The 16547-nt window shown below is 72.7% G+C and carries 14 protein-coding genes; 7 read left to right on the top strand and 7 right to left on the bottom strand.

The features are described from left to right. Positions 1-134 precede the first annotated feature (134 nt). Together ACFW3L_RS17455 and ACFW3L_RS17460 are read right to left on the bottom strand one after the other, a co-directional pair. Entirely contained in the window at positions 135-275 is a 141-nt protein-coding gene (locus ACFW3L_RS17455) for a GPGG-motif small membrane protein (RefSeq protein ID WP_378741603.1), read from the bottom strand. A gap of 125 nt (positions 276-400) precedes the next feature. Beyond that, a complete protein-coding gene (locus tag ACFW3L_RS17460; protein ID WP_378741605.1) occupies positions 401-2608 on the bottom strand; it encodes an anthranilate synthase component I in 2208 nt (735 codons plus the stop codon). Between the two features lie 366 nt (positions 2609-2974). Between ACFW3L_RS17460 and ACFW3L_RS17465 the strand changes: the two genes are divergently transcribed. Next, positions 2975-5251 (top strand): HelD family protein, encoded by a 2277-nt coding sequence (locus tag ACFW3L_RS17465; RefSeq protein WP_378741606.1) that lies wholly within the window; start codon positions 2975-2977, stop codon positions 5249-5251. 52 nt (positions 5252-5303) lie between these two features. On the opposite strand, the gene ACFW3L_RS17470 is transcribed toward ACFW3L_RS17465, so the two are convergent. After that, positions 5304-6134, bottom strand: coding sequence for a hypothetical protein (locus ACFW3L_RS17470; RefSeq protein WP_378741608.1), 831 nt, complete (start codon positions 6132-6134; stop codon positions 5304-5306). Between the two features lie 131 nt (positions 6135-6265). Between ACFW3L_RS17470 and ACFW3L_RS17475 the strand changes: the two genes are divergently transcribed. The 6 genes from ACFW3L_RS17475 (at position 6266) to ACFW3L_RS17500 (ending at position 12415) form a co-directional block, all read left to right on the top strand. Further along, positions 6266-6766, top strand: coding sequence for a hypothetical protein (locus ACFW3L_RS17475; protein WP_378741610.1), 501 nt, complete (start codon positions 6266-6268; stop codon positions 6764-6766). A 161-nt stretch (positions 6767-6927) separates the two neighbouring features. Further along, positions 6928-7986, top strand: coding sequence for a 2-keto-3-deoxygluconate permease (locus ACFW3L_RS17480; protein ID WP_378741612.1), 1059 nt, complete (start codon positions 6928-6930; stop codon positions 7984-7986). Further along, a complete protein-coding gene (locus ACFW3L_RS17485) occupies positions 7983-9182 on the top strand; it encodes a four-carbon acid sugar kinase family protein (protein WP_378741614.1) in 1200 nt (399 codons plus the stop codon). Before ACFW3L_RS17480 ends, ACFW3L_RS17485 begins: the two co-directional genes overlap by 4 nt. After that, on the top strand, positions 9179-10201 hold the full coding sequence (gene pdxA / locus ACFW3L_RS17490) for a 4-hydroxythreonine-4-phosphate dehydrogenase PdxA (RefSeq protein WP_378741616.1): 1023 nt from the start codon (positions 9179-9181) through the stop codon (positions 10199-10201). The genes ACFW3L_RS17485 and pdxA overlap by 4 nt, the downstream gene beginning before the upstream one ends. A gap of 131 nt (positions 10202-10332) precedes the next feature. Continuing rightward, entirely contained in the window at positions 10333-11241 is a 909-nt protein-coding gene (locus ACFW3L_RS17495; RefSeq protein WP_378741618.1) for a GntR family transcriptional regulator, read from the top strand. A gap of 76 nt (positions 11242-11317) precedes the next feature. Beyond that, positions 11318-12415, top strand: a complete 1098-nt coding sequence (locus ACFW3L_RS17500; RefSeq protein ID WP_378741620.1) for a DUF5937 family protein — start codon at positions 11318-11320, stop codon at positions 12413-12415. 103 nt (positions 12416-12518) lie between these two features. On the opposite strand, the gene ACFW3L_RS17505 is transcribed toward ACFW3L_RS17500, so the two are convergent. The 4 genes from ACFW3L_RS17505 to ACFW3L_RS17520 are packed head-to-tail and all read right to left on the bottom strand — an operon-like array spanning position 12519 to position 16547. Next, positions 12519-13883, bottom strand: a complete 1365-nt coding sequence (locus tag ACFW3L_RS17505) for an alpha/beta hydrolase domain-containing protein (RefSeq protein ID WP_378741622.1) — start codon at positions 13881-13883, stop codon at positions 12519-12521. Positions 13884-13933: 50 nt separating this feature from the next. Beyond that, complete coding sequence (locus ACFW3L_RS17510) at positions 13934-14737, bottom strand: ATP-binding cassette domain-containing protein (RefSeq protein ID WP_378741624.1); 804 nt, start codon at positions 14735-14737, stop codon at positions 13934-13936. Then, on the bottom strand, positions 14737-15597 hold the full coding sequence (locus ACFW3L_RS17515) for an ABC transporter ATP-binding protein (RefSeq protein ID WP_378741626.1): 861 nt from the start codon (positions 15595-15597) through the stop codon (positions 14737-14739). Before ACFW3L_RS17515 ends, ACFW3L_RS17510 begins: the two co-directional genes overlap by 1 nt. Continuing rightward, complete coding sequence (locus ACFW3L_RS17520) at positions 15594-16547, bottom strand: ABC transporter permease (protein WP_014910150.1); 954 nt, start codon at positions 16545-16547, stop codon at positions 15594-15596. The genes ACFW3L_RS17515 and ACFW3L_RS17520 overlap by 4 nt, the downstream gene beginning before the upstream one ends.

Raw genomic sequence — 16547 nt, forward strand, 5'->3', positions numbered from 1 at the left:
CGCCGGTCACCCCCGCGGCGTTGCGTCGGGGGGGGGGGGGGGGGGGGGGGCCGTGGGGGGGGGGGGGGGGGGGGCCCCCCCGGGGGGGGGGGGGGGGCCCCCCCCCCGCCCCTCGCAGGTCGGACGGAGGTCGGTCAGATCCCGTAGAAGTAGCCCGGGGCCACGAAGAGTCCGACGACGATGGCGATGATGCCCCAGAGGAGCTGCCCGCGCAGCACACCGAGGACACCGGAGACGATGAGGACGATTCCGAGGACAGTCAGCAAAATACCCATAGGCACCACCTGTCCGGTCACGAGCGAATCAAACAGTATCCCTGAAGCAATTATTGTCGTGCGACATCATTCCAGGTGAGCGGCGGTCACTGTGACACAGGTCGTACCGCCGCCCACCACGTGTGTCACTCTCGGGCGAGCTCCAGGACGCGGGCGACGATGCCCTCACCGACGCCGGCGGTGAGGATCGACTCCGGGTGGAACTGCACCGCGTACCAGCGCGCCGCCGGGTCCTCGATCGCCATGACCACGGGCTCCTCGCCGGGATCGCCGTCCAGCACGGCGGTGACCTCGAAGTTCTTCACCAGGTCCGGGGTGCTGTACGTGGAGTGGTAGCGGGCGGCGGGGAAGGCGCCGTCCTCACCCAGGCCGGGCAGCAGCCGCCCCCCGGACACCCGGACGCGGCCGGGCTTTCCGTGCACCGGCGCGTCCAGGGTGCGCAGTTCTCCCCCGGCGTGCTCGACCATCCCCTGGAGCCCCAGGCACACCCCGAACACCGGCAGGCCGCGGGCGGCCAGGGCGGCCAGCAGGTCCGACATCGCGAAGTCGACCGGCAGGCCGGGGCCGGGCGAGAGCACCACCAGGTCCGGTGCGATCCGGTCCAGGAGCTCGGGTGCGAACCCGTAGCGGACCGTGGTGACCTCGGCACCGTGGCGGCGCACGTAGTCCGCGAGGGTGTTGACGAAGGAGTCCTCGTGGTCCACGAGCAGCACCCTCATACCCTCCCCGGGGCGCGGTGCGGGCGCGCTGACCGCGGGGACCGTCGCGTCGGCGGTCTCCTCGCCCAGGGCCAGCGTCTCCAGCAGCGCGCGGGCCTTGAGGAAGGTCTCCTTCTCCTCAGCCTCGGGGTCGGAGTCGTAGAGGAGGGTCGCACCCACCCGCACGGCCGCGACCCCGTCACGGATGTGTGCGGTGCGCAGGGTGAGGCCCGTGTTCATGGAGCCGTCGAAGTTGACCACCCCGACCGCGCCGCCGTACCAGCGGCGGGGGCTGGTCTCGTGCTGTTCGATGAACCGCATCGCCCAGGTCTTGGGCGCCCCGGTGACGGTGACCGCCCACATGTGGGTGAGGAAGGCGTCCAGGGCGTCGAAGTCGCGACGCAGGGTGCCCTCGATGTGGTCGACGGTGTGGATCAGCCGCGAGTACATCTCGATCTGGCGGCGGCCGATCACCTTGACGCTGCCCGGCTCGCACACCCGCGACTTGTCGTTGCGGTCCACGTCGGTGCACATGGTGAGCTCGGACTTCTCCTTGACCGAGGAGAGCAGCTCCTGGATGTTCTCGGCGTCGCCCAGCGCGTCCTCGCCCCGGCGGATCGTGCCGGAGATCGGGCAGGTCTCCACCCGCTGGCCGGTCCCGGGCTCCCCGCTGACCCGCACGAACATCTCCGGGGAGGCGCCGACCAGGTACTCCCCCTCGCCCAGGTTGAAGAAGAACTCGTAGGGCGCGGGGTTGCGCTCGCGCAGCAGTTCGTAGAAGCGGGCCGGGGACGTGCAGCGGGCGTAGGTGCGGTGGCCTGGGACCACCTCGAACAGGTCGCCCCGGCGGAACCGCTTCTTGGCCTCCGCGACCACCTCGGCGTAGGAGCCCGGCCGGGGGCCGGGCGGAACCTCGGCGGCGACCACCGGCGGGGTGGGTGCGGTCTCGCGGGGCAGTCCCTGGGTGGTGGCCTGGGGGCGCGCCTCCGTGGCGGGCACGGTGAACTCGTAGGTGTGGCGCACGCACGTCTCGCGCTTGCGGTCGCGGACCACGATCGCGTCGGGCAGGTGCAGGACCAGGTCGCGGTCGGTCGGGTCGCGGTCGATGTGGCGCTGGACCGGCTCGAACTGGAAGGCGAGGTCGTAGCCGAAGGCGCCGTACAGGCCCAGGTTGGAATCCTCGGGGCTGCGCAGAGCGGAGACGACGGCGCGCAGGGCGGTGAACACGCTCGGGCGGCGGCTGCGCTCCTCCTCGGTGAAGAAGGCGTCCGGGTCGGGCTCGGGAACGGTGACGGCGACATGGTCCGGTCCCTGCGCGCGGTCGGCGGCCCCGGGCACGGTGTCGAGCGCGTCGGCCAGGACCGGGAGCAGGACCCGCCCCCGGTCGTTCAGGGCGGTGGCGGTGACTCGGCGCCCTCGGGTGCTGATCTCCAGGCAGGGGTCCACGTACCCCAGGTGCCAGCGGTCGTAGCGACCCGGATACTCCATCCCGGAGGAGAGGACCCCGCCCCGGCGGTGTTCCACGGAGGCGACGAGTTCGGTCAGGATCTCGGGGTCGCACGGGGTGGCGGTGCGGTGGACGGTCACGCCGCTCGGGGTGCGGTACGTGGTGGTCTGTGCGTCGCTGGGGTTCACGGCCGGTCCTTTGGCGCTCTGCGGTCGGTGGTCATCGCCGTCCGGGGCCGTCGGAAACGACAAACGACCGCCGGTGTGGGGCGGTCGCTGCGGTGTTCGTGGAACGCGAACTGTCGGTGCGCCGCCTAGGAGCGGCGCCACCACTGTCCCTGGTGGGTCGGACTGGTTCGCATGGGGCCGAGTGTAGCGGGTGCGGGACGGAGAGCGCGCCGGAAACCGAAAAACCCTCCGCCCGGTTCCGGGAGAGGGTTCCACGCGCTCGCCGAGCACGGGCCGACACACGCGTGCGGAAGCTCTGCTAAGCTACGGGATTCAATCCCTTCTAAAGCCATCACAGAACTTCCTAATCGCAAGGATAGCCACCAGATGGACTCCTGTCAATCCGACCGTGCGACCCCCTCCCCCGAGGAGGCCGCGATCACGGTCGAGCAGGCCCGTGTCAGCGCCATGTACGAACGACTCGACGCCCTGCGCGCCCGGACCGGGCGGCGGCTGGCCGACGCCCACCTCCAGGAGCGCGCCGGGTACGCCGCCATCGTGGAGCGTGAGACCCGGTCCTACGAGCACGCCCGCCGCAGGGCCCAGCTCGGTTCGGTCGAGGAGGGGCTGTGCTTCGGTCGGATCGACGTCTCCCACGGCCCCGGGGACACCGAGGCGCGCTACGTGGGGCGGATCGGGCTGCGCGACGCCGAGTACGACACCATCCTCGTGGACTGGCGGGCCCCGGCCGCCCGTCCCTTCTACGCGGCCACGCCCAGCGCCCCGGAGGGGGTCACCCGGCGGCGCCACCTCAGGGTGCGCGGCAGGAGGGTCGTCGGGCTGGACGACGAGGTGTTCGACGTCGACGGCCTCACCGAGGGCGACCGCCGTCAGCTGGTCGGTGAGGCGGCCCTGCTCGCCTCCCTCCAGCGCGGCCGCACCGGTCGTATGGCCGACATCGTCTCCACCATCCAGGCCGAACAGGACCGCGTCATCCGCGCCCGGCTGGCCGGGATCCTGGTCGTCCAGGGCGGTCCGGGCACCGGCAAGACCGTCGCGGCGCTCCACCGCGCCGCCTACCTCCTCTACACGCACCGGCGGGTCCTGGAGCGCCGGGGCGTCCTGGTGGTGGGACCCAACCCGGCCTTCCTGCGCTACGTCGGGAACGTCCTGCCCTCCCTCGGGGAGACCGACGTGGTGATGCGCACGGTCGGGGAGCTGTTCCCGGGGGTGGAGGCCGCCGCCCGCGACCCCCACGCCGTCGCGACGGCCAAGGGGTCGACGCGCATGGTCGACCTCGTGGGCGCCGCCGTCCGGGACCGGCAGCGTTCGCCCCTGCGCGCCTTCGGAGAGGCCGACCTGCGCGTGGAGACCGACGCGGGGACCCTCGTCGTCCCCGGAGACGTGTGCCGACACGTGCTGGAGACCACCCGGAACCTGCGGCTGCCGCACAACACCGCGCGCAAGTACCTGGTGAACACCCTGCTCAGCGAGCTCGCCCGGGACGAGTCCCGGCGGCTCGGGCGTCCGGTCGCGGATGAGGACCTCCCGCACGTGGGCGCGCGGCTCTGGCAGGAGGAGCCCGTCCAGCACGCCCTGGACGCCCTGTGGCCCGACCTCACCCCGGAGCGGGTGCTCCGCGACCTGTACGCCGACGGCGAGGCCCTGAGGAGGGTGGGCGCGGAGGCCGGTGTCGCGAACGCCGAACGCCTGGCCCGCCCGGCGGGGGCTCCCTGGACCGTCGAGGACGTCCCGCTGCTCGACGAGGCGGCCGACCTCCTCGGCCGGGACGACAGCCACCTGCGGGCCCACCAGCGGCGCCGCGACGCCGAGCGGGAGGCGGAGGTCCGGTACGCGCAGGGGGTCCTGGACCTCACCGGACTGACCGAGGACCCGAGGGAGGGGCTGGACGCGCGCCTGCTCGCGGACCGCCACCGCGACACCGGCCCGGACCTGAGCACCGCGGACCGGGCCGGGACGGACCGGGAGTGGGCCTACGGGCACGTGATCGTGGACGAGGCCCAGGAACTGTCCCCGATGGCCTGGCGCACGGTGATGCGCCGGGTGCCGACCCGGTCCCTGACCGTGGTCGGGGACGTCGCCCAGACCGGCAGCGCGGCCGGAACCGGTTCCTGGGAGGCCGCCCTGGAACCGTACGCCCCGGACCGGCTGCACGTGGAGCACCTGAGGGTGAACTACCGGACCCCGGCACCGATCATGGCCGTCGCCGCCGACGTGCTGCGCGTGGCCGCCCCGGGCCAGGAGGTCCCCGAGTCGGTGCGCGCGGACGGCGACGCCCCCCGTGCGGTGCGGCTCACAGACCCCTCGGACCTGCCCGCGCTGGTCACCGAGGAGCGGGAGGCCGTCGGCGAGGGCCGCATCGCGGTCATCACCTCCGACGCCTCCCTGGCCGAGGTGGCGGGCGCGCTGCCCGGTGTGGAGACGGACGCGTCGCGCGACGCCCCCGGGGACGCCGTGGTGGTGCTGACCGCGACGGAGTCCAAGGGGTTGGAGTTCGACTCGGTGATCGTGGTGCGTCCCGAGGAACTGTTGGCCCAGCCGCGCGGCGCGAACGACCTGTACGTGGCGGTGACCCGCGCGACCAGGCGTCTCACCGTCGCGCACGAGGCCGAACTCCCGGACCTGCTCAAGCGCCTGGTGTGAGTCGCGCGCGCCCGCCGGGGGTCCCCGACCCGGGTCCTCCGGCGGGCGCCGGTCAGGTGTCCCGGACGGACCCGCAGCCCTCCAGCTCCCGGGAGGCGTCCAGGTCGTAGGCGTCCTCGACGGCGCCCCGGGGGCGTTCCCCCTCGGGGTACTCCTCCCCGTAGCTGGGGGTGAAGGTGAACTCCTCCACGCAGTGCACGGGTGCCACGGCGCGCGACCACATCGGCGCCGCCTCCAGTTCCTCCGCTCCCACGTCGTAGAAGCCGACCTCGCCGAGGTGCGAGGTGACCAGGCGGGTGGAGGCCGACCGACCGGGTTCGGCGATCGGGTGCACGATCGTGTACTCCGTGACCACCGAGAGGTAGTCCCAGCCCTGGTCGTCCCTTCCCTCCTCCGCGCGCATCACGCCGTCCACGCGCACCTCGTCACCGATCGGCTCGGCGGTACCGGGAGTGAGGTTGAAGGGCAGGTGGCGGCTGTTGAGCTCGTGGTCCCGGTTGCCGAGGTTGTCCAGGTACCACTCCAGGGTCTGTCCGGTGAGGAGCCCGGTGAGTTCGCTGTTGTCCTCACCGAACACCGCGTCCTCGTTGAGGTAGACGGCCTCCAACAGCTCCTGGGTGTGGGCGTAGGCGCGTTCGACCTGTTCCCGGGAGTAGGGGCCGACCGCCTCGGCCTCGGGCACGGGGAAACCCTCCCCGTAGTCCTCGGCCGCGCTGCCCGCGAAGGGGTCGTCCCGGTCCACTCGGTCGACGGGGTCCGACTGGGACCGGACGCCCGCTCCGGGCACGGCGCGGTCCAGGAGGTCCTGGGCCGGGGCGCAGGCGACGAGGGGGAGGGAGAGAAGGACCGCGGCCCAGGGGGCGGCGGCGATACGTGGGGGCATGACGCTGACTTTCGTTCTCTATGGGGCAAATGAGAACTTAGTCCGCTTTCTTCGCCAGCGACGGCTCAGGACACCACACTTGCGTCACGATCCACCGGGCACCGGGGACTAGCGGGGACTAGAAAGTACACATGCCCTTCACCCCCGACTCCCCCGCCCCACGGCCCCTCCCTCGTCCGCCCCTCCCCCCACTGCCCCGGACGGTCAGCGGCGTGTTCGTCCGCAACGTCCTGCAGACCGCGTGCCCCGGATACTTCGCCCTGGTGTGGCTCGACGCCGGACCCGCGCTGAGCGGCGCGGACTTCGAGTTCGTCGACGACCTGCCCGCGACCTGCCCCCGCCCCGACGCGCCCCTCCCCGAGGCCTTCCGGAACGCCTTCGCGGAGGGGGTCCGCGTGGGCCTGGAAGCGCGCGGCAAGGGCAGGTCCGTCCACGCGACGCGGATCGTGCTCCGCGACGCCCTGTGGAGCGAGATCGACTCCAACCCCTGGAGCTTCGAGGTCGCCGGACGGTACGCGGCCACGGAGGTCCTGGCGTGTGTCCGGGAGGACCGCGCGCCCCGCCAGGCGGGCAGGAACGCGCGCACCGACCGGCCGATCCCACCCATGCCGAGCACCCGAACCCGTGGCTAGCGATACCCCGACAGGGACCCCCAGGTCACCCGTGGTGTGAACTTCTGTGCCCGTTCGGTGGACTCACGCGAAATTGTACGTACAATCTGTACGGACAACGCGTGTACCGGTGCCGTGTGTGACGTCGGTCCACGATCCCGGTCCCATGTGAACGGACTCTTATGCGTGACAGCCAGGGGTCGCTGGTACCCCTCCTCAAGTGGATGAACAAGGTCCCTGGCGGGGCCATGCTCATCCCCCTCGTCCTCGGATCGGTCCTGGGAACCTTCGCTCCGGCGGCCCTGGACATCGGCAGCTTCACCACCGCGCTGTTCAAGGACAGCGCCATGCCGCTGATCGCCCTCCTCATCTTCGCGACGGGCACCCAGGTCACCCTCCGCACCAGCGGTCCGGTGCTGGCCACCACCGGTGTCGTCCTCCTCGGGAAGAGCATCATCCCCGGTCTGCTCATCATCGCCCTCGCGATGGTCACCGGACCCGAGGGCGTCCTGGGCATCTCCATCATGGCGATGCTCGCCGCGGCCACCAACGCCAACGGCGGCCTCTGGCTCGCCCTGACCGGACAGTACGGACGGACGAAGGACCGGGGCGCCTACATCGCCGGGGCCATCAACGACGGCCCGTTCTTCGCCCTGCTGTTCATCGGCGCCTCCGGGCTCGGGCAGATCCCCTTCCTCACCCTGGTCGCGGCGATCATCCCGTTCCTGCTCGGCGTGCTCGTCGGCAACCTCGACTCCCAGTGGCGTGAACTCCTCACGCCGGTTCCCGCGATCGTCATCCCGTTCTTCGCCTTCGCCCTGGGCACCGGCATCAACCTGGCCGACGTCGCCAGGGGCGGCCTGTCCGGGGTCCTCCTCGGCGTGGCGATCACCTTCGTCACCGGCGGGCTCGTCTACCTCGGCTACCGCTTCCTCCTGCGGCGCGGCAAGGAGTCGGGGATCGGATTCGCCGCGGGCACAGCGTCGGGCAACGCCGTCGCCACCCCGGCCATCATCGCCGCCGCCGACCCGTCCTTCCTCTCCTACGCCGGGACCGCGACCACCCAGGTCGCCGCGAGCGTCCTGGTCACCGCCCTGCTCGCGCCGCTGGTGACCACCTGGGTGCTGCGTCGGGCCGGAGCCGCGCCCGCCGAGGCCGAGCGCCAGGAGATCGCGGAACGGCAGCGGGCCGCCGACGGGGCGGCGAGCGACCCCACCGACCCGGAGGAGACCCGGTCATGACCCACTCACGCACACCGCGCGTCGCCGTGGTCGCTGACGACCTCACCGGCGCGGGCGACACCGCCGTCCAGTTCGTGCGCGCCGGCTGGAGCACCGAGCTCCAGCTCGGCACGGCGGAGTCCACCGCCGACGTGGTCGCCGTGACCACCGACTCCCGCGCCCTGCCGCCGGAACGGGCGGCCACCGCCGCCGCCGACGCCGTGCGCGGGCTGCGCGACGCGGGCACGGACCTGGTCTACAAGAAGGTCGACTCGACCCTGCGCGGCCCCATCCGCGCGGAGATCGACGGGGTCCTCTCCGTCTCCCCGCCCGGAACCGTGGCCGTGGTCTGCCCGGCCTTCCCCGCCAACGGCCGCGTCGTCCGCGACGGCGTCCTCCTGGTGGACGGGGTGGAGGTGCACCGGACCGCCGTCGGCGACGACCCGGTCTCCCCGGTGACCGAGAGCCGGATCGCGGAGCTCCTGGGCGCCCGGTACGTCCGACTGACCAGTGACGACCCCGAGGCGAACGCCGCCCTGCTCCGTGACTCCGCGCCGGTGGCCGTCGTCGACGCGGAGACCGACGCCGACCTCGCACGGGTCGCCGACGCCGTCACGGTCCTGGGCGACCGCGCCGTCCCCGTGGGTTCGGCCGGTCTCGCCGCGCGGCTGGCCGAGACCTGGCGCCCGGTCCGGGAACCCGCCCCGGCCCTGGTGGTGGTGACCTCGCTCCACCAGGCCGCGCGCGGACAGGTCGCGGAGCTCCTGGCCGACGAGTGGACGCGGGTGGAACAGCCCGACGCGCACGCGCTGGCCGACGACGCCGCCTGGCGGGAGTGGTCCGACCGGGTCGTGGAGACCTTCGACCCCGCCCACCCGCACACCGCTCTCGTGGCCCCCGACGACCGCACCAGCGGGCTCGACCCCGCCCTGGTCGCCCGGCGCTTCGGGGAGCTGGCCGCCCGCGTGGCCGAGCGGTACCCGCTGTCCGGGTTCGTCGTCACCGGTGGCGACGGAGCCCGCGCCCTCACCGCGTCCCTCCGGGCCCGGGCCATCGCCCTGACCGGCGAGGTCGCCCCGGGCATCCCGCTGGGCACCCTGGCGGGCGGCCCCCGGGAAGGACTGGCCATCGTCACCAAGGCCGGGGGCTTCGGCTCCCCCACCGCCCTCATCGAGGCCGCTGACGCGGTCCGCAACACGAAAGGCAGCAACTCATGAGCCGCCCCACCCTCGCGGTCACCCTCGGTGACGTCGCGGGCATCGGTCCGGAGATCACCGCGAAGGCGCTCCTCCACCACCCGGAGGTCCGCGAACTGTCCAGGCCCGTCGTCGTCGGTGACGCGGACGCCCTGCGCAGGGCCGTCACCGCCGTGGGCGGGGACGCGTCGGCGGTCAACCCGATCGACTCCCCCGCCGACGCGGCCGACGCACCCGGCGTGATCGACGTCGTGCAGACCGGCCCCTCGCTCGGCCACGTGCCCTACGGAGAACTGAGCGCGGAGGCGGGCGACGGAGCGGCGCGCTTCGTGATCGAGGCCGTGGACCTGGCCAAGCGGGGTCTGGTCGACGGGATCGTCACTCCCCCGCTGAACAAGGCCGCCATGCACCTGGGCGGGCACCAGTGGCCGGGCCACACCGAGCTGCTCGCGCACGAGTTCGGCGTCAGCGACTACAGCCTCGTGCTGTCCGCGGGTGAGCTCTCCTTCTTCCACCTGACCACGCACGTCTCCCTGCGCCGCGCCATCGAGGACGTCACCCAGGAACGCACCCTCGAGGTGCTGCGGCTGATGAGCGCGTTCGCCCGCGCCCAGGGTGAGGCGGACGAGCCCATCGGCGTGGCCGGGCTCAACCCGCACGCCGGGGAGAACCGCCTCTTCGGGGACGAGGACGCCGACGTGCTCGCACCCGCCATCGAACGCGCCCGCGCCGAGGGCATCAACGCCCACGGGCCGATCCCCGCCGACGCGCTCATCCCGGCGGCCGTCCGGGGCAAGTGGAAGCTGGTCGCGGTCTGCTACCACGACCAGGGGCACGCGCCCTTCAAGGCCGTCTACGGCGATGACGGCGTCAACATCACCGCCGGACTGCCGGTGGTGCGGGTGTCGGTGGACCACGGCACCGCCTTCGACATCGCGGGCCAGGGCATCGCCCGCGAGGCCAGCCTGGTCCTGGCACTGCGCCGGGCCGCCGAGCTCGCCCCCGGCTGGGGACACGTGTGGAAGGCCACCGCCTCCTGACCGCACGGGCCCACCACCGCGCGCCTCCGCCCTCCGATTCCGGGAGGCGGGGGCGCGCCGCGTCCGGCGACGCGTCGAACGCGGACGGGGAGGCCCCGACGCTCCGTGGCTCCCGCACCCCACGCCCTAGAATGACGGCCATGCCTGTCGACCGCTCCGACTCCCGGCCCCTGCACGCCCAGGTGGCTGACGCCCTGCGCGCGGAGATCCGCGACCGCTCGATCCCGCCCGGAGACGCCCTGCCCAGCGAGGCCGCCCTGCGCGAGCGCTTCGGTGTCTCCCGGAGCGTGGTCCGACAGGCCCTGGCCACCCTGGAGGACGAGGGGTCGGTCCGCCGGACCCGGGGCCGGGCTCCGGTCGCCGCGATCCCCACCGAGCACCATCGGCTCGTGCAGCGGGTGACCGGGCTCTTCGACCAGTTCTCCGCCGAGGGGCTGAGCCTGCGCACCGCCGTGCTCTCCCTGGAACGCGCCCGCACCGGCCCGCCCTCAGCCGTCCACCACCTCGTGACCGAGGACCTGCTGCGCCTGGAACGCGTCCGTTCGGTGGACGACGAGGCCCTGTCCTACGTGCGCACCTGGCTCCCCGCCGGGCGCTTCGCCGAACTGGACGCGGCCATGCTGGCCAACGCCTCCCTGCACCGGCTCATGGAGGTCCGATTCGGCGCGGTGCCCAGCAGCGGACGCAGGCAGATCCGCGCCGTCCCGGCCGACCCGCGCATCGCCCGTGAACTGGGGGTGCCCGACGGGGTGCCGCTCCTGCTCCTGGAAGGCGGCACCTTCGACCAGGACGGCCTGCCGCTGGAGTGGTTCGAGAGCTGGCACCGCTCCGACCGCGTCGTCTTCGACATCGAGGCGGACGGAGCCACCGACCAGGTCCGTATCGCTCCGGGCCCGTCCCTGGCCGCCGCTCCGGCTCCGGCGGAGCCACCACGCGGCGCCCCGCCTGAGGGAGGCGGGCCGCAGGGAGGTCTCGACCGCGCCGTGGCCCTCGCCGCCGAGCTGCGCACCGAACTCGACCGTCTGCGGGCCGGGGGCTGAGCCTCGCGGCCCTTCGGGGCTCCCGCGCCGAGGGGCGCGCGGCGGGGCGGGCGCCAGGGGTCACTAGGATCTGGGCATGCCCATCGTGTTCGACCTGGTCAGCACCGACGCCTCACGTGTGGTGGTACGGCCCTCGCCGCTCGCCGAACTGATGGCGTTCCTGCACAGCGTCGCCGAACCGGGCCACCATCCGGGCGCGAGCCGGGACATCCGCGCCGTGCGATCCGGGGTGGACCGGGCCACCGAGCGGCGCCTGCGCACCTTCGCTCCCCTGTGGGCCAGGTTCCGGCTGCGCGCGCTGCTGCCCCTGGACACCAGCCACCCCGCGACGTTCCAGGACGAGCTCGCCCTGATGAACGCCATGCCCGCACCGGTGTTCGACTCCATGGTGGCGGAGACCATCGCCAGTGGGAGCTGGGAGCGCTACTACGGCCTGCGTGACCCCGACGACCACCGTGCGGAGTTCCTGGAGGTCTGCCGGGCCAAGAGCGAGGAGCGCGAGGAACTGGGTGAGCTCTTCCTGGCGGACCGTGCGGCCTTCCGCCAGAACCTGTCCGACCTGCTCCAGCACTGCCACGACACGTTCTTCCGTGCCCGCTGGGAGGCGACCCTGCCCCAGCTCTCCACGGCCGAACGCGAGGTACGGGGGCGCTTCTCCCAGGACCGGCTCGGGGTCGTGCTGGCCTCCCTCACACCGGGCGGACACTACCTTCCGCAGACCGCGCAGGTGGCCTACGACAAGCTCCAGAACGCCTTCGTCTCCTGCGCGGGGCGCGATCTGGTCCTGGTGCCCAGCCTGTTCACCCGCCCACACCTGGTGGTGAAGTTCGAGGAGGCGCAGCCCCGCGCGAACCTGCCCATCGTGGTGCAGTTCCCGATCACCGAGTTGGGCACCACCGACGTCCCCCTCCGGGAGTTGCAGCACCGCATGGCCGTGCTCTCGGACCCCGCCCGGCTCGTGCTCTGCCGACACCTGGTCAACGAGCACTGCACCACCGGCGAACTGGCGACGCGGGTGGGGATGACCGAACCCCAGGTCTCCCGACACCTGCGACGCCTGCGTGAGGCCGGCCTGCTGGAGTCCGTGCGCGACGGCAGGCTGGTACGCCACCGCATCAGACTCGGCACCGTCTACTCGCTGGGGCACCAGTTCCTCACCCGGCTCGTGCAGTGAGGCCCGGGAGGGGTGGGTGCCGCGCCCGGTGTCCCACCCCCTCCCCCGGGCCCCGCGCCGGACTCCGGCCCGAACACGCGCGCGGAACGGGGAGCCGCGCCGGTCAGAAGTCGACCAGCTCCGCCTCCAGCCGCAGCTGCTCGGCGTCCTCCGGCCGGACGAAACCAGCGGCCAGCATCCGGTCCAGGACCCGTGCGTGCTCGCGCCGGTAGCCGTCCGCGTCCCCGTAGCGCTCGACGAGCCGTTCGCGACCGAGCGGGGTCTCACTGCCGTGGTACCAGGAGGGCCGGCCCATCGGGGTGGCGGCCACCAGGGTGGAGAGCGGTGCGTCGGTGTACGTGGTGCGGAGCCCGCCCCGGGCGTTGCCGAACCCGTCCCTGAGCACGGTGTCGGTGTCGCCCTCCGTCTCCAGGAGGCGGGAGGCCGGGGGTGTCGCCTCCCCCCGCGCCCACGCGGACAACGACTCCAACAGGGCGTTGTACACGTGGGAGTTGGGGAAGGTGGACCACCGGGCGCCCTCCGGCAGCGGGCAGTCCCGGAGGCGCTCACGGTCCCGGTCACTCATGTGCCGGGTCTCCCGGTGCGCCATCCCGGCCACCTCGTACAGCCGGAAGAACGGCGAGTCCGGCCTGCGGTGCGTCAGCCCCCGCACCTGGCCCGACACCCCGCACGCCCAGCGCACGGACTGGAACTCGGCCTCCCCCAGGACCTCCATGACGGGCACGTCCACGTCCGGCAGCGCGGGGCCTCCCGAGGCACAGGGCATGTACCCGTCGAAGACGGGTCCTCCCTCCGGGCGTCGCAGGACGGCGTGGTGGCGCTCCACGAACCTGCGCACGACACCGCCGGTCTGGGAGATCCCGGCGAACAGCAGGGTGCGCACGGCGGCTTCGGGCAGGCCGGGGAGGCCCTCCCGCAGGGCGTTGGCCACCTGGGCGATGATCTCGAACGACTGCGGCGTGGCCCGCCACCACCGTTCCTTGAACTCGTCGTACTCGCGGGCCAGCACCTCCGGTGTGGGGTTCTCCGTGAAGGGGATGCTGCCCGCGAAGTCCTTGGCGAGCTCCCCGGAGGAGAAGGTCATCTCCGCGTACCGGCGCTGGTCGACCCCCTTGATGAGGTCGAGCGCGGACGGGGCCTGGGAGTCGATGCCCACCCAGATGAAGCCCCCGCGCATGATCTGGCGGTTGAAGGCCCGCCACACCGAGTTCCCGCCCCAGATGTGGCTCACCTCGGCCAGCGCCCGCCCCGTGTAGGACGCCATGTCCGCGGGACGTCGGATGAGGATGCGGGTGCTGTAGGGGTCGCCGGCGGCCGTGCCGGAGACGAGGTACTCCTCCTGGACGTAGTCGTAGGTCGGGATGCGGTCGACCCCGTAGGGTTCGAGCACCACGGCCCGGTCCCCCTCGGTCTCGGGGACGGGTCCCCGGATGAGGGCATGCTTCGCCTGCGCGTGTCGGGTGGTCATGTTCTCCTTCTTCCAGAGCGGAAGGGGGCGGGACGGGCGGGGACGTGCGGTCAGAGTCGGGGCACGGCCTCGATCAACGTGCGTGTGTAGTCGTCCGCGGGGGCGCGCAGCACCTGGGACGTGGGGCCGGACTCCACGACCCGGCCGCCGTTCAGGACGGCGACGCGGTCACACATGAAGTCCACGACGGCCATGTCGTGGCTGACGAAGAGCAGGGAGAGGCCGCGCGCCCGGCGGATGTCCTTGAGCAGGTTGAGGACCTTGGCCTGCACGGACACGTCCAGTGCCGAGACCGGTTCGTCGGCGACGATCAGTTCGGGTTCCAGGGCCAGGGCGCGGGCGATGGACACGCGCTGGCGCTGGCCACCGGAGAACTCGTGGGGCAGGCGCCCCATCCAGGCCCGGGCGAGCCCGACCTCGTCGGCGAGCGCAAGGGCCCGGACCTCCCGCTCGGCGGGGGTGTGCAGCCCCTGGACCCGGTAGGGCTCCTCCAGCAGCTCGCGCAGGGTCATGCGCGGGTTGAGGGAGTTGGACGAGTCCTGGAAGACCATCTGCATGCGGCGGCGGTAGGTCCGCAGTTCGGACCGGCGCAGGGACAGGATGTCCCGGCCCAGCACCGTCACCGAGCCCGAGGTGGGCCGGATCAGACCGATCGCCATGCGACCCAGGGTGGACTTGCCCGAACCGGACTCGCCCACCAGGCCCAGGACCTCGTCGCGGCCCAGTTCCAGCGACGCGTCCCGGACCGCCACGTGCGCGGTGCGGCGCAGGACCCCGCCGAGGCGGAACCTCTTGGTCACGTGCTCCATGCGCAGTACGGGTTCGGCTCCCGCCGTGCCGTCGGTCGTGCTCATCACTGCACCGCCTTGGTGAATCGGCTCTTGTCGATGACGGGGAGGCGGTCCGGGCTGTGCCCGAGCCGGGGCGAGGCCTCCAGCAGGCCGCGGGTGTAGCCGGACTCCGGTGCGGACACCACCCGGTCGGTGGGGCCCGACTCCATGGCGTGACCGTCGAGCATGACCACGACGTCGTCCGTGTACCGGGAGACCAGTCCCAGGTCGTGGCTGATGAGCAGGACGGACAGCCCGAGTTCCTCACGCAGGTCGGCCAGGAGGTCGAGGATCTGTTTCTGGATGGTGGCGTCGAGCGCGGTCGTGGGTTCGTCCGCGATGAGCAGGGCGGGCTCGCAGGAGATGCTCATGGCGATCATGACGCGCTGGCGCATACCCCCCGAGAGCTGGTGCACGTAGGCGTCCAGCACGCCCCGGGAAGGCGGGATCCCGACCAGGTCGAGGAGTTCGGCGCTGCGCGCCCGGGCCTGGCGCCGGGTCAGCCCCAGGTGCAGGCGCAGGGGCGCCGCCATCTGCGCGCCGATGGTCTTGGTGGGGTGGAGCGCGCTCATGGGCTCCTGGAACACGAAGCCCATCTCGCGTCCGGCCATGGCGCGCCGTTCGCGGGCGGGCAGGGACAGCAGGTCGCGGCCCCGGTAGAGCACCTGCCCGGAGGCGCGCGCCGTCTCGGGGAGGATGCCCATGACCGCGGTGGCGGTCATGGACTTGCCCGAACCGGACTCGCCCACGATGCCCAGGGTGCCCTGACGGCGAAGGGTGAGGTCGAGGGCGTGCACCACGCGGCGCGGACCCTCCGGGGTCAGGACGTCGACGTCGAGTCCGCGCACGTCCAACAGGACGTCGTCGGTGGAGTTCGTGGTCACTCCTTGGCCTCCAGCCTGATCCGGGGGTCGAGCGTGGCGGCGACCACGTCGACCAGCAGGTTGACGAGGACGAAGGCCACCGCGATGAAGAAGATGCAGCCCTCGATGAGCGGGTAGTCGCGCCGCTCGACGGCGGTGAGGAGCAACTTGCCCAGCCCGGGCAGGGAGAAGACGTTCTCGGTCACGACCGCTCCGCCGAGCATCGAGGCCAGGGAGAGCCCGACCACGGTGACCAGGGGCGCGAGCGCGGCCGGGAAGACGTAGGAGCGGGTGATGGTGCGCTCGGGCAGGCCCTGGGCCCGGGCGGTGGCCACGAAGGGCTGGTGCTTGGCGTCGAGCACGCCGTTGCGCGAGTAGCGGAAGAGCGTGGCCGCCTCCAGGGTGCCCAGCGCCAGGCACGGCAGCGCCATGTAGCGCACGTACTGGACCGGGTCCTCGGTGATCGGGGTGAACCCCGCGACCGGGAGCCACTGGAGGGTCACCCCGAAGAGCATGACCATCAGGATGGCCAGCCAGAAGGTGGGCATGGCCACGCCCACCGCAGACCCGACCACCATGGTCCGGTCCAGGGCCCTCGACCTCGTGGCTCCGGCGACGGCGCCGAGCGCGGGCCCGATGAGGAGCGCGAGGAGCATGGAGATCAGGGCCAGCTGGCCGGTCACGAGCGCCGCGGACAGGACCAGTTCGGCCACGGGCGCGTGCAGGAAGATGGACTCCCCGAAGTCGAAGCGCGCCATCCTGGCGAGCCAGTCGAGGAACTGCTGCCACATCGGGGCGTCCAGGCCCAGTTCCGTGCGCAGTTCCGCGATCTCGGTCGCCGTGGCGTTCTCACCGAGGATGACGGCGGCCGGGTCGCCCGGGGTGAGCCGCAGCAGGACGAAGAGGAGCACCATCGGCACGGCGACGGTCGGGATGAGCGCCAGCAGGCGTTTGAACACGTAGGAGAGCAC

Source organism: Nocardiopsis sp. NPDC058789, assembly GCF_042745575.1.
GTDB classification, from domain to species: domain Bacteria; phylum Actinomycetota; class Actinomycetes; order Streptosporangiales; family Streptosporangiaceae; genus Nocardiopsis; species Nocardiopsis eucommiae.